Here is an 11603-nt window from a genome sequence, read left to right on the forward strand (position 1 = left end):
CGGTCGCTGAGGCCGCATCATCCGAGCAGGCACGAGGCGACGCCCACCGCGACCTCCCGCTGGGCCATCGTCACGTTCCCGGCCGCGTCGCGCACCTCGATGTCGACCACGACGAGCGAGCTCAGCAGCCCCAGGTCGAGCGCCGTGATCGGAGCGAGCACACCGCTCCACGTGCCGCCCGCCCCGCTCAACGGGATGAGCTGAGAGTGTCCGGTGGCGGTCGTCACCCGCAACGATGCCGCAGTCACCGCCCTGTTGTCGCTCGCCTGCACGCTGACGGGGGCGGGCTCGCCGCACACCAGGGAGTCGACCGCCCACGAGGCGAGCCCGCTGACGTTCACGGCGTGGATCACGGGTGCGACCGTGTCCTGCAGCGGTCCCTCGGGCAGCACGCCCTCCACCGTGTCCTTCACCGCATCCTCGACGTCGCCGAGCGAGACGTCGACGTCCAGCTGCACGTCGAGCAGTCCGTCGGCGGCCGATGTCGAGCCGCCGCCATCGCTGCCGCGTCCGCCCTGACCCGACCCGCCCCCGGGCGAGTCCTGCCGCGCGTCGCCGGGCTCGACGCCGGGCGCCGGAACCGGACCTGCTCCCGGACCGGTGGAGCCCGCGCCGTCGCGGGGCCCTGACGTCGCCGCCGCGGCCTCGCCGCGCGCCGCCTCCGGCGCCGTGATGCCGGGGATCACCGCCTCGATCGTGGGAGCGGGCTCGACGCGCACGTCGACGATGCTGGGGGGCGCGCTCACGCCCGGCACCGGTTCCGCATCGAACGGCGCGCGATCCACGAACCACGCGCTCGCCGCTGCGGCCGCCGCCGCGCCGGCCGCCAGCGCCAGCCATCCACCCACCCCGATCCCCGCGGCGCGCGCGGTGCGCCGAGCAGGGCTCGGCGCCCCCACCCCTGCGGGGTCGACGGCATCGAGGAAGGTGGGAGACGCTGGGGCCAGCGCGACGTCCGCGCCGCCGCTGTCGATGCGCGCCGTGAGGCTCGCCAGCAGCTCTTCGCGGCCCGCCACGGTGGGGGAGCCCGCCGCGGAGGTCAGCAGTGCGCGCAGTGCGGCATCGATGTCGTCCATCACGCCACCTCCTTGCGCAGTTCCTTGGCCAGCGACCCGCGGCCGCGGCTCAGTTGGGTCTTGACGGTTCCGGAGCTGATGCCCATCACCTGGGCGATCTCGTCGACCGCAAGGCCATCGAGGTAGTGCAGGACCACCGCGGTCCGCTGACGATCCGGCAGGTGAGTGAGCGCCTCGTGCACCGCGAGCGAGTCCACCACGTGCTCGGCCTCGTCGTCCGCCGGCTCGTCCCACTCGACCGCCTTGACGTACGCGCGTCCCTGGGCCCCGTCTCGCCGCCAGCCCTGCTTGACGTAGTTGATGGCGACCACGGTGATCCAGCCCGAGAGATTGTCGGGCTCGGTGTCGCAGGACAGGGTCTTGACGATCGCGTCCTGCACGGCGTCCTCGGCACGCTGGCGGTCCCCGGTCGCGACAGCGACCGCTCCGACCACACGTGCGTAGTCGGAGTCCAGGAAGGCGGCCACGCGAGCCCGCGTGGCCGCCGTCGCCGTCATCGCGAATCAGCCTCCCTCAGCACCATTGCTGGTCTTTTCAACCTAGACCCGCGGATATGTCACCTGTCCAGCCCAAGAAGCGCGGATGTGTCAATGTCCACAAGAGCGGGGTCGTCCTGATCGTCGCCCACGAACACGTTGGCATCCGCGTCGAGCAGGCCACCGACGGCCGCGCCGAGGTCCACGTCCAGCAGGTTCTTGTGATGCGTCACCGCAGGCAGCAGGCCGTCGACGTCGACATCGACGTCCGCGTCGATCAGCGGGCCGTGATCGTGGTCGGAGCCGCCATCGCCGGACCCGGAGCCATTCCCTGAGCCGCCGCTGCCGCCGCTGCCGCCGTTGGCGCCGCTTCCGCTGTCACCGGACCCGGACCCGGACCCGGAGTCCGACCCGGAACCGCCCGAGCCGCTACCGGACCCGCTTCCGGAGCGCGCGCCGCCTGCGAGCACGCCGTCCAGAAGGTCCGCGTCGACACGGGCGTCGAGCACGCTCACGCCGCCCGATCCGTCGCGGGAATCGTCATCGGAGCCGGTCTGTGGGTCGTCGTCCACTTCCACGGGCGGGAGGCAGACGGGGAGGTCCTCGGCACGCTCGCCCGCGCCCAGGATGCTGACGTCGGCGTCGACGGAAGCGCCTCCGCTGCCGTCATGGGAGCCGATGGTCACGAGGCCGTCGACATCGACCAAGCCCTCGTCGTCGGCGGTGGCCGGGCTGCTGAGCGCCCAGGAGGTGAGGAGAGCGATGAACGCTCCCGCGGCAGCCGAGCTCGTCACGATCGACACGGTGCCGTTGCGGTGAGTGAGTGCGCGAGTGGTGGACATGGTCGTCCCCTTTCCGGACTGCGCCGTTGCAATCCTGTTTTCCTCTGCACTGGTCAGATGCGCCACGAGCAGGAAAGGTTGACAGGAAACGCGAGAAAACGTTGTCGAGATCGTTTCGAGAAGTGCGGACGATCGGCGCGGCGGCGCGCGCATCGGCCTGCTTCCAGGCCCTTCGACGACCAGCGGGACCAAGGGCCCGCCCCCGCCGGCTGGGACCGGCGGACACTGCACAGAACAGCGCCACGGCGGCGCCCGCAGAGGAGGTCACCATGACCATCGAGATCCTGGGGCCCGCGTGCCCCACGAACGACGGCCTCGAGCGGCTGATCCGAGACGTGGCCGCGCAGGACCATCGAGACATTCGCGTCTTCACCATCACCGATCCCGCACAGGTCGCCGCCTACGGCGCGCGGTCCACGCCGGGACTCGCGGTCAACGGCCTCCTCAAGGTCGTCGGCCGCGTTCCGACCGCCGAGGAGATCCGCGCGCTGCTGTCTGACGACTGAGCGCCCGGCGGTCGGGCTCGAGCTGTCGCTAGGCTCGCCCCATGACAGGCGAGACCGACCTCGACACCCTCCTCACGTCGATGCGCCCCGAGCTCGATCCCGTCACGTACGTGTGGGCGAGCGTCGACGGCCTGGCGTCCGCCGCGGCGCTCATCGACGCCGTCGCCACCGTCCGCGAGGCGGAGGGCCTCACGCTGGTGCTGCCCATCGATGCCGCCGGCCGCCACGGACTGGAGTTCGAGTTCCCGAGCGCGCGCATCAGCCTCACCGTGCACTCGTCGCTCGAGGCCGTGGGGCTCACGGCGGCCTTCGCGCGCGCCCTCGCAGACGTGGGCATCAGCGCGAACGTGGTGGCCGGCTTCCATCACGACCATCTGTTCGTCCCTCAGGACCGCGCGGCGGAGGCCATGACGGCCCTGCGTCGCCTCGCGTCCGAGCGGTAGCGGGCCCGAGCACGTCGCCGCCGGCGAGGACCGCCCGCCAGCCCGGTGGAGGGCACGTGCGGTAAGGTGGCGGCGGTTCGGTCGCCAGCGCCGCGTGCGCGCCCGAGCCCGTCCCCACCCAGCCACCTCGCGACGTCGCGTGCGCTGCCAACCAGGCCCGCGCATCGGCCCGGATCCATGGCGCGCGCAGTGGAGCCGCCCACGACCCTGAGGAGCACGCATGCCCGATCAGCCCCGACCGTACGTCGCCGATCCAGCGCCCGAGCCGCAGCCCGTGACGGGTGCTCCGGAGGCCGACGAGTCGTTCTCCGTCAAGGCCGCGCTCCGCAACCCCCGGCGTCTGCGCACCGAGGTGCTCGCCGGCCTGGTGGTCGCACTCGCACTGATTCCCGAGGCGATCGCCTTCTCGATCATCGCCGGCGTCGATCCGCGCCTGGGGCTGTTCGCCTCCTTCACGATGGCCGTGACCATCGCGTTCGTGGGCGGCCGTCCCGCGATGATCTCCGCCGCCACCGGCGCCGTCGCGCTCGTGATCGCTCCCGTGGCCCGTGACTACGGCGTCGACTACTTCATCGCCACCGTCATCCTCGCCGGCGTGCTCCAGATCGTGCTGAGCCTGCTGGGCGTCGCGAAGATGATGCGCTTCATCCCGCGCTCGGTGATGGTGGGATTCGTCAACGCGCTCGCGATCCTCATCTTCATGTCGCAGCTGCCGCACCTGACGGGCGTGCCCTGGGTGGTGTACCCGCTGGTCGCCGTCGGCATCATCGTGATGGTCCTGCTGCCGCGCTGGACCACGGTGGTCCCCGCGCCGCTGGTCGCGATCGCGCTCATCACCGCGGCCGTGATCATCGCCGCGATCAGCGTGCCCACGGTGGGCGACGAGGGCGAGCTGCCCGAGTCGTGGCCGCAGCTGCTGTTCCCCGACGTCCCGCTGACGTTCGAGACGCTGCAGATCATCGCTCCGTTCGCGCTCGCGATGGCGCTGGTGGGGCTCATCGAGTCGCTGCTGACCGCGAAGCTCGTGGACGACGTGACCGACACCCACTCGAACAAGACCCGCGAGTCCTGGGGTCAGGGCGTCGCGAACATCGTGACGGGGTTCTTCGGCGGCATGGGCGGCTGCGCGATGATCGGCCAGACCATGATCAACGTGAAGGTCTCCGGAGCCCGCACGCGCATCTCGACCTTCCTGGCGGGAGTGTTCCTGCTGCTGCTCGTCGTGGGCCTGGGCGACCTCGTCGCGATCATCCCCATGGCGGCGCTCGTGGCCGTCATGATCATGGTCGCGGTCGGCACGTTCGACTGGCACTCGGTGCGGCTCGGAACGCTGCGCACCATGCCCAAGTCCGAGCTCGCCGTGATGCTCGCGACCGTCGTCGTGACCGTGTGGACCCACAACCTCGCGATCGGCGTGGGCGTGGGCGTGCTCACCGCGATGGTGCTGTTCGCCCGCCGGGTCGCGCACCTGACAACGGTGACCCGCCTGGATGCCTCGGACGACGACGACCAGCGCGTCTACGCCGTGGAGGGTGAGCTGTTCTTCCTGTCCTCGAACGACCTCGTGTACCAGTTCGACTACTCGGGGGATCCTCACCGCATCGTGATCGACATCTCGCAGGCGCACGTGTGGGACGCCTCGACCGTGGCCACGCTCGACGCGATCATCCACAAGTACGAGTCCAAGGGGAAGACGGTCACGATCGTCGGAGCCAACGAGGACACGCAGATGCGCCTCGACCGCCTCGCGGGGAAGCTGGGCGCCGGTCACTAGGCCGTCGCCGGCGGCGCCCCGCTCTCACGCGAGCTCGCGGTAGATGTGGAACGCGCGATCGCCCGTCTCGGGATCGCGGTGCACGAACCCGTGCCGGACGTAGAACCGCATCGCGTCGACATCAGGCTCGTCCACGCCGATCTCGACGAGGCCGGCGCCACGCCGCTCGGACTCGGTGATCAGCAGCGCCATGATGGCTGACCCGATGCCAGTGCCGCGCATGTCCTGCACCACGTAGAGGTCCTCGAGGTACGCGACCCGGCCTTCGTAGTAGGGCGAGTCGCGCATCGCCAGCGTCGCGAAGCCCACTGCCGGGACGCCCGCCAGGATCGCCCAGAAGCCATCCCCGGCGAGCAGTGCCTGCAGCCGTCGCTCGAGCGTCGCGATGGAGGGCGTGCTCTCGTCGTACTCGGCGTTGAAGTCCCACAGCAGCTGCGCGAGCACGGGCGCATCCTCAGGGGTCGCCAACCGGGTGGCGACAGCGGCACGGTCCATGCGTCCGACGCTACGCCCGTCGCGCTTCCCCCGTGGTCCTTCCGCTCGCGCGGCGGTGGCCCTATGCTCGGCTCAGAATCGGCCGTGCGTCGCGGGCCGCACATGCCAGGGGGTGCAGATGAGTGCGTGGCGGAGGCTGCAGGTGACGGCAGCGATCGAGTGTCCGGCGTGACGATTCGTCGCCGGGGGCGCGTCGCCGTCGCCGCGGCGTGCGTCGTGCTGATCGTCGCGATGGTCGGCATCTGGTTCACGGCTCGCAGCCATCTGCTGACGCAGGACGCGCCCGAGGACGAGGTGGCCCAGGTGCCCACGCCGGTGCTGAAGCGCGTCGATGGCGAGGCGCCCGTGCAGAGCCTGTGCGCCGAGCCCGTGAGCTGGGCCTCGACCGTCTCGCACCCCGCGCTGCTGGCCGTGCAGCGGTTCGGCGGCGAGACGAACGCATGCGTCGACGTCTACCGCGTGCTCGACGAGGATCCGGCCAAGGACTACTACCAGGCGCTGGTCGGCGCGTCGTGGGTCACCTGGGGGCTGGAGCTCCGATGGCCGTGGAGCGTGCAGGGCGAGCCCGAGGGAGAGCTGTGGGTGGAGCTCACCTGGGACCAGCGGGTCGCCGGCCGCCACTGGCAGACCGAGTGGGTGCAGCTCGAGGCGTGCCCGCCGGAGGGCGCTGCCGAGCTCGTGACGGTCCCGTGGGCGGACCACTACGCACCGGCCGCAGGGCTCGAGTGCCTGCAGTCGCCCGTCACCATCGGGCAGCCGCTCGCGGACGAGCAGCAGGTGACGTGGAGCGTGGTCGATCCGCAGGAGCTCACTGGCACCGGCATGCTCGTGGAGATCGCGGTGCCCGAGGGGGAGGTCCCGCTCTTCGACCTCGAGGTGCGGCAGGTCGACCTCGAGGGCTGACCGCGCTGTCCCGCGCTGTCCGGCGCGCCGCTTGACCCTGGATCGAACACGTGTTCGAATGGCGCCATGCGGTGGGAAGGGCAGGCGATCGCCACGGAGAGCGCGGAGGCGCTGCCCGGTCTCGCGCGCCTCAACAACCTCGTGCGCTCGGTGCGCACCCCCGAGTTCGAAGGCGTCACGTTCCATGAGGTGCTCGCCAAGAGCGCGCTGAACAAGGTGGGCCAGTCCAGCGCCGTCCCCTTCACGTGGACCATCAACCCGTATCGCGGCTGCACCCACGCGTGCGTCTACTGCTTCGCGCGCCCCAGTCACCAGTACCTGGAGCTCGACGCGGGCAAGGACTTCGACAGTCAGCTGATCGTCAAGGTCAACATCGTCGAGGCGCTGCGCCAGGACCTCGCCAAGAGGTCCTGGACGCGCGAGCACGTGGCGCTCGGCACCAACACGGATCCCTATCAGCGGGCAGAGGGCCGCTACCGACTCATGCCGGGCATCATCGACGCGCTCGCGGACTCCGGGACGCCGTTCTCGATCCTCACCAAGGGCTCGCTGCTGCGCCGCGACCTGCCTCGCCTGACCGATGCGCGGGCATCGGTTCCAGTGGATCTCGCCTTGTCGATCGCGATCGCGGACGACGACCTCCAGCAGTCGATCGAGCCCGGAACCCCCACGACGCAGGCGCGGCTCGCCACCGTGACGGCAGCGGCGGAGGCGGGCTTCGACGTCGCCGTGTTCATGATGCCCATCCTGCCCTTCCTCACCGACTCCGAGGAGCACCTCGACGGCGCCCTGCGTCGCATCAAGGAGGCCGGCGCCACCTCCGTGACGTACACCGCGCTGCACCTGAGGCCAGGCGTCAAGGAGTGGTACGCCCGCTGGCTCAACACCCACCGGCCGGACCTGACGCCCCGGTATCGAGAGCTCTACGGCGACGGCGCGTACGCCCCCAAGGAGTACCGTCGCGCGCTGGCCGATCGACTCAGGCCGCTCATCCGCGCGCACGGTCTCGAGCGCGCTCCCGAGGATCCGAACACCGGGTCGATGGGCTCCACGCAGCCGCGTCGCGTGGATGCACGCGACCGCGACGGGGAGTGGCGCACCACCTCCGCGGCGATGCAGGGCTCGCGCGCGAACCTCGCCGAGCTGAACCAGCCCGAGCCCACGCTCTTCTGAGTCGAGCCAGCCCCTACCAGGGTGCGACGTTGAGCTCGGTGCCCGCGATCACGATGGTGCCGCCGTCGTGGATGTCGAGTGCGGAGATCCCCAGCGCCAGAGCCTGCTCGACCGCGTGGCGCGACCGCTCGTCGATGACCCACACGGCGGCGCCCTCGCCGTCGCTGACCATCATGCCGCGTTGCGTGAGGCCCGTGACCCACATGCGCATCGGCGCCCTGCCCTCACCCATCGCCGACCTGAAGGTGGGTACAGGGGTGCGGGCTCGCAGGCGAGCGCGCGCGGCGGGGTGCTGCACGGCGGTCATGGCGCCTCCTCTCACGTTCGCGAACGTATCACCCTCCGCAGGAGGTTCGCGACGGCCGGAGGTCCCGATGGGTCCGGCCGCCGCCGCTACGATGTCGTGACCGCCAAGAACGCTCACGAGGAGGCACGTGGTGGAGGTCCTCGTCATCGGCGTGATCGCGCTCATCGCGATCGCCTTCGCGACCGCGGTGAGCCCGCGCGTGGGCGTCGCCGCGCCGTTGATCCTCGTGGCGCTCGGCGTGGCGGTGAGCCTGATCCCGGGCATGCCGGCCGTCGAGATCGAGCCAGAGGTCATCCTCGCGGGCGTGCTGCCCCCGCTGCTGTACGCCGCCGGCGCATCGATACCGGCCACCGACTTCCGTCGCGAGTTCAGGTCCATCGGCGCCCTGTCCGTGCTGCTCACGATCCTCTCCACGGTGTTGGTGGGCGTGCTCGTCCACGCGCTCATCCCGGACCTCGCGTGGCCGTGGGCCTTCGCGATCGGCGCCATCGTGTCGCCCTCCGACCCGGTGGCCACGGGCATCATCAAGAGGCTGGGCGTGTCTCCGCGCGTGGTGGGCCTGCTCGAGGGCGAGAGCCTGCTGAACGACGCCACCGCACTGGTGCTGCTGCGCGGCGCCATCGTGGCCGCCGCATCGGCCGTCACGCTGTGGGACATCGCGTGGCACTTCGTGCTGGCGATGGCGCTCGCCGTCGCGATCGGCTGGCTCGTGGGACGCGTCAACCTGTCCGTGAGCGCGCGCATCAAGGACCCCACGGCCAACACCGTCTTCACGTTCACGGTGCCCTTCCTGGCATCCATCCCGGCGGAGCTGCTCAACGCGTCCGGCCTGGTCGCGGCGGTGGTGGCGGGTCTCGTGACCGGCAACGGCGCTGCACGCCGGCTGTCGCCGCAGGCGCGCCAGTCGGATCACCAGACCTGGCATGCGATCGAGCTGATGCTCGAGGGCGCCGTCTACCTCATCCTGGGCCTGGAGCTGCTGGGCACCATCGAGGACGTGGAGCGCGACCATGAGGGCGTCGGGCACGCGCTCGGCATCGCAGTGGTGCTGCTGGTGGGCGTGCTGGTTGTCCGCGCGGCGTTCATCGCCCCGCTGCTGTGGGTGCAGGCGCGCCGTGCCCGCCGTGCCCGTGAGCTGCAGCCGCACGTCGAGCACGTCCGTGAGCTGCTCCAGGATCCCGAGCGGCGCGAGGCGGCAGGGCGCCGGCTGGGCTGGCGTGCCCGCATGCGGCATCGCGGCGCAGGTTCCGATCACGTCGAGCGCCGCCTCGCCCGCGTCCAGGCGGACCTGTCGTACCTGGTGCGCGGCACGCTCGGGCCCCGCGAGGGCGCCATCATGGTGTGGGCCGGCATGCGCGGCGTGGTGACGGTCGCCGCCGCGCAGACGCTGCCCACCGACACGCCCGGCCGCTCGCTGCTGGTCCTGGTGGCGTACCTGGTCGCCATCCTGTCGCTCGTCATCCAGGGCGGAACCGTCGCGTGGGTGGTGCGATGGGTGAAGCCGTCGATGGGCGCCTCGCCTGCCGAGCGACGCGCCGAGCGCGAGCGGCTCGACGCGCTTATGGACGAGGCGTCCGCTCGCGTCAGGCGCGAGTTCGCGTCGCAGGAGCATCACGGGCGCGGCGGCGCGCAGCACCTCGCGGTCATCCGCGCGCGCAGGGATGCCCTGCTCGACGCCCGGGACGTGGGCACCTTCTCGTCGCCGGTCCTGTCGCAGGCGCTGCACGAGCTGGACGTCGAGCAGATCCGGCTGGAGCTGTGAGCCTGTTGTCCCGGTCGCGGCGAATGCGGCCGCTGCGCGTGGGCCCGGGCGCGGCCCTCGCCCTCGCGGTCGCCGTCCTCGCTGTCCCCGTCGTCGCGGGATGCAGCGCAGACGCGCCGGTGCCCCCACGCGTCACCGCCACTGCGGCCAGGGACGCCTCCGAGCCCGCCACGTCAGGATCGCCGAGTCCCGCTGCGACCAGCAAGGCGGTCCCGGGCACGGGGGACGTCGACGCGCGCATCGTGGAGCACGCGGGGCGGCGCTACGCCGTGGTGACGCTGCCGCTGGAGGAGTGGGACGTGCGTGTGGACTGGGATCCGGACGCCGGGGGAGTGATGCTGGCGGACGTCCTCGCCGCGAGCGGCGAGATCCAGGTCGCCACGAACGCGGGGATCTTCACGCCGGAGATGGTCCCTGGCGGCCTTCTCGTCAGCGACGGCGAGGAGCTCGTGGGGCTCAACCTCGCGGACGGCGGCGGCAACTTCCACCTCAAGCCCAATGCCGTGTTCGCCGTCCTCGACGATGGCACCGCGACCGTCGTGGACAGCGTGGACTACGACCCCTCGGGCGTGCTCCACGCGACGCAGTCGGGGCCGGCGCTGCTGCTGGACGGCGAGGTGCACCCCGAGTTCCGCGAGGGCTCGACGAATCTTGCGGTCCGCAGCGGGGTGGGCGTCAGCACCACGGGAGACGTGGTGTATCTCGCGATCTCGACGGGACTGACCAACCTGTGGGACTTCGCCACGCTGTTCAGCGACCAGCTGGGGGTCGAGGACGCGCTCTACCTCGACGGACAGATCTCTGACCTGTGGGTGACGGGCCAGCCCGAGCCGAGCGTGCTGTCCGGACCCTACGCGGGCGTGATCACGGCGACCCTCCGGTAGGCACGGCGACCCGCGCATCGGCCGTCCTCGCCTGCGATCTCAGCCGCGGTGAGACAGACTGGGAGGCATGACGCACCTGCGCGCAATCCGAGACGACATCACGACGCTCAAGGTCGACGCGATCGTCAACGCCGCGAACGAGACCCTGCTGGGCGGGTCCGGCGTGGACGGCGCGATCCACGCTGCGGCCGGGCGCGGCCTGCACGACGAGTGCCGCGAGCTCGGCGGCTGCGAGCCGGGCGAGGCCAAGATGACCGGCGGGTACCGGCTGCCCGCCACGCACGTGATCCACACCGTGGGGCCCTTCTGGCGCGGCGGCGGCCATGGCGAGGACCAGGTGCTGGCGGACTGCTACCGGCACGCGATCGCGCTGGCTGCCGGACATGGACTGCGCACGGTGGCCTTCCCCTGCATCTCCACAGGAACCTACGGCTACCCGCAGGACTACGCCGCGGAGGTCGCCGTGGCCGCGGTGCGCGAGGCCGTCGAGCAGCACCCGTCGATCGAGGAGGTCACGTTCTGCTGCTTCTCGGACTACGACCTCGAGCTGTACGAGGCGCTGATCGCCGACTGATCTCGCGATGACGGTCGCGCACTAGGGTGTGCCGCATGCACACCCTCCGCGTCATCGCCCTGTTCGTGCTTGCCGCCTTCGCGGAGATCGGCGGCGCCTGGCTGGTCTGGCAGGGCATCCGCGAGCATCGCGGAGCGGTCTTCGTGGGTCTCGGCGTGGTCGCATTGGCGCTGTACGGCGTGATCGCGACCTTTCAGCCGGACCCGCACTTCGGGCGCATCCTCGCGGCCTATGGCGGGATCTTCGTCGCCGGGTCACTGGCGTGGGGCATCGTGGTCGACAAGTTCCAGCCGGACGTGTGGGACTGGACCGGCGCGGCGCTGTGCCTGCTGGGCGCGGGGATCATGATGCTCGCCCCTCGATGACGGGGACGCTCCACGGGCGATGC

At 71.3% G+C, this 11603-nt stretch carries 14 protein-coding genes; 9 read left to right on the plus strand and 5 right to left on the minus strand.

Annotation, left to right across the window (positions count from 1 at the left end):
• Nucleotides 1-17: 17 nt before the first annotated feature.
• Genes Dac01nite_RS05505 through Dac01nite_RS05515 form a run of 3 tightly spaced genes read right to left on the minus strand, consistent with a single transcriptional unit; the run spans nucleotide 18 to nucleotide 2394 of the window.
• Nucleotides 18-1076: a hypothetical protein gene (locus tag Dac01nite_RS05505; RefSeq protein WP_203654078.1), complete on the minus strand. Its 1059-nt coding sequence runs from the start codon at nucleotides 1074-1076 to the stop codon at nucleotides 18-20.
• The gene (locus tag Dac01nite_RS05510; RefSeq protein ID WP_203654080.1) at nucleotides 1076-1573 is read right to left on the minus strand and encodes an RNA polymerase sigma factor; all 498 of its coding nucleotides are present in this window, start codon (nucleotides 1571-1573) and stop codon (nucleotides 1076-1078) included. Before Dac01nite_RS05510 ends, Dac01nite_RS05505 begins: the two co-directional genes overlap by 1 nt.
• Before the next feature lie 59 nt (nucleotides 1574-1632).
• Nucleotides 1633-2394, minus strand: coding sequence for a hypothetical protein (locus Dac01nite_RS05515; RefSeq protein ID WP_203654082.1), 762 nt, complete (start codon nucleotides 2392-2394; stop codon nucleotides 1633-1635).
• A 269-nt stretch (nucleotides 2395-2663) separates the two neighbouring features.
• Here Dac01nite_RS05515 and Dac01nite_RS05520 point away from each other — a divergent pair, with 269 nt between their 5' ends.
• From Dac01nite_RS05520 to Dac01nite_RS05530, 3 genes are all read left to right on the plus strand, one after another.
• The gene (locus tag Dac01nite_RS05520) at nucleotides 2664-2900 is read left to right on the plus strand and encodes a thioredoxin family protein (RefSeq protein WP_203654084.1); all 237 of its coding nucleotides are present in this window, start codon (nucleotides 2664-2666) and stop codon (nucleotides 2898-2900) included.
• Between the two features lie 41 nt (nucleotides 2901-2941).
• Entirely contained in the window at nucleotides 2942-3343 is a 402-nt protein-coding gene (locus Dac01nite_RS05525; RefSeq protein ID WP_203654086.1) for an ACT domain-containing protein, read from the plus strand.
• Nucleotides 3344-3563: 220 nt separating this feature from the next.
• Complete coding sequence (locus Dac01nite_RS05530) at nucleotides 3564-5117, plus strand: SulP family inorganic anion transporter (protein ID WP_203654087.1); 1554 nt, start codon at nucleotides 3564-3566, stop codon at nucleotides 5115-5117.
• A gap of 24 nt (nucleotides 5118-5141) precedes the next feature.
• Here Dac01nite_RS05530 and Dac01nite_RS05535 read toward each other — a convergent pair whose 3' ends face one another.
• Nucleotides 5142-5612, minus strand: a complete 471-nt coding sequence (locus Dac01nite_RS05535; RefSeq protein WP_203654089.1) for a GNAT family N-acetyltransferase — start codon at nucleotides 5610-5612, stop codon at nucleotides 5142-5144.
• Nucleotides 5613-5780: 168 nt separating this feature from the next.
• On the opposite strand from Dac01nite_RS05535, the gene Dac01nite_RS05540 reads away from it, so the two are divergent.
• Together Dac01nite_RS05540 and Dac01nite_RS05545 are read left to right on the plus strand one after the other, a co-directional pair.
• Nucleotides 5781-6515, plus strand: coding sequence for a hypothetical protein (locus Dac01nite_RS05540; RefSeq protein WP_203654091.1), 735 nt, complete (start codon nucleotides 5781-5783; stop codon nucleotides 6513-6515).
• A 66-nt stretch (nucleotides 6516-6581) separates the two neighbouring features.
• On the plus strand, nucleotides 6582-7688 hold the full coding sequence (locus tag Dac01nite_RS05545) for an Rv2578c family radical SAM protein (protein ID WP_203654093.1): 1107 nt from the start codon (nucleotides 6582-6584) through the stop codon (nucleotides 7686-7688).
• Between the two features lie 13 nt (nucleotides 7689-7701).
• Here the strand turns inward: Dac01nite_RS05545 and Dac01nite_RS05550 are convergent, their stop codons facing one another.
• Nucleotides 7702-7995 (minus strand): hypothetical protein, encoded by a 294-nt coding sequence (locus tag Dac01nite_RS05550; protein ID WP_203654095.1) that lies wholly within the window; start codon nucleotides 7993-7995, stop codon nucleotides 7702-7704.
• Nucleotides 7996-8125: 130 nt separating this feature from the next.
• Between Dac01nite_RS05550 and Dac01nite_RS05555 the strand changes: the two genes are divergently transcribed.
• The 4 genes from Dac01nite_RS05555 (at nucleotide 8126) to Dac01nite_RS05570 (ending at nucleotide 11580) form a co-directional block, all read left to right on the plus strand.
• Nucleotides 8126-9757 (plus strand): cation:proton antiporter, encoded by a 1632-nt coding sequence (locus tag Dac01nite_RS05555; RefSeq protein WP_203654097.1) that lies wholly within the window; start codon nucleotides 8126-8128, stop codon nucleotides 9755-9757.
• Entirely contained in the window at nucleotides 9754-10641 is an 888-nt protein-coding gene (locus tag Dac01nite_RS05560; protein WP_203654104.1) for a phosphodiester glycosidase family protein, read from the plus strand. Before Dac01nite_RS05555 ends, Dac01nite_RS05560 begins: the two co-directional genes overlap by 4 nt.
• A gap of 67 nt (nucleotides 10642-10708) precedes the next feature.
• The gene (locus tag Dac01nite_RS05565) at nucleotides 10709-11215 is read left to right on the plus strand and encodes an O-acetyl-ADP-ribose deacetylase (RefSeq protein WP_203654106.1); all 507 of its coding nucleotides are present in this window, start codon (nucleotides 10709-10711) and stop codon (nucleotides 11213-11215) included.
• Nucleotides 11216-11250: 35 nt separating this feature from the next.
• Nucleotides 11251-11580 carry a YnfA family protein gene (locus Dac01nite_RS05570; RefSeq protein ID WP_203654108.1) on the plus strand — a complete coding sequence of 110 codons (330 nt, stop codon included), beginning with the start codon at nucleotides 11251-11253 and terminating at the stop codon, nucleotides 11578-11580.
• Nucleotides 11581-11603 lie beyond the last annotated feature (23 nt).

The sequence above is a fragment of the Demequina activiva genome, assembly GCF_016862815.1.
Lineage (GTDB): Bacteria > Actinomycetota > Actinomycetes > Actinomycetales > Demequinaceae > Demequina > Demequina activiva.

Coding starts and splice junctions, on each gene's coding strand:
- Dac01nite_RS05565 (WP_203654106.1), top strand. CDS start 10,709: ATGACGCACCTGCGCGCAATCCGAGACGACATCACGACGCTCAAGGTC.
- Dac01nite_RS05550 (WP_203654095.1), bottom strand. CDS start 7,995: ATGACCGCCGTGCAGCACCCCGCCGCGCGCGCTCGCCTGCGAGCCCGC.
- Dac01nite_RS05525 (WP_203654086.1), top strand. CDS start 2,942: ATGACAGGCGAGACCGACCTCGACACCCTCCTCACGTCGATGCGCCCC.
- Dac01nite_RS05530 (WP_203654087.1), top strand. CDS start 3,564: ATGCCCGATCAGCCCCGACCGTACGTCGCCGATCCAGCGCCCGAGCCG.
- Dac01nite_RS05535 (WP_203654089.1), bottom strand. CDS start 5,612: ATGGACCGTGCCGCTGTCGCCACCCGGTTGGCGACCCCTGAGGATGCG.
- Dac01nite_RS05515 (WP_203654082.1), bottom strand. CDS start 2,394: ATGTCCACCACTCGCGCACTCACTCACCGCAACGGCACCGTGTCGATC.
- Dac01nite_RS05505 (WP_203654078.1), bottom strand. CDS start 1,076: ATGGACGACATCGATGCCGCACTGCGCGCACTGCTGACCTCCGCGGCG.
- Dac01nite_RS05570 (WP_203654108.1), top strand. CDS start 11,251: ATGCACACCCTCCGCGTCATCGCCCTGTTCGTGCTTGCCGCCTTCGCG.
- Dac01nite_RS05510 (WP_203654080.1), bottom strand. CDS start 1,573: ATGACGGCGACGGCGGCCACGCGGGCTCGCGTGGCCGCCTTCCTGGAC.
- Dac01nite_RS05520 (WP_203654084.1), top strand. CDS start 2,664: ATGACCATCGAGATCCTGGGGCCCGCGTGCCCCACGAACGACGGCCTC.
- Dac01nite_RS05545 (WP_203654093.1), top strand. CDS start 6,582: ATGCGGTGGGAAGGGCAGGCGATCGCCACGGAGAGCGCGGAGGCGCTG.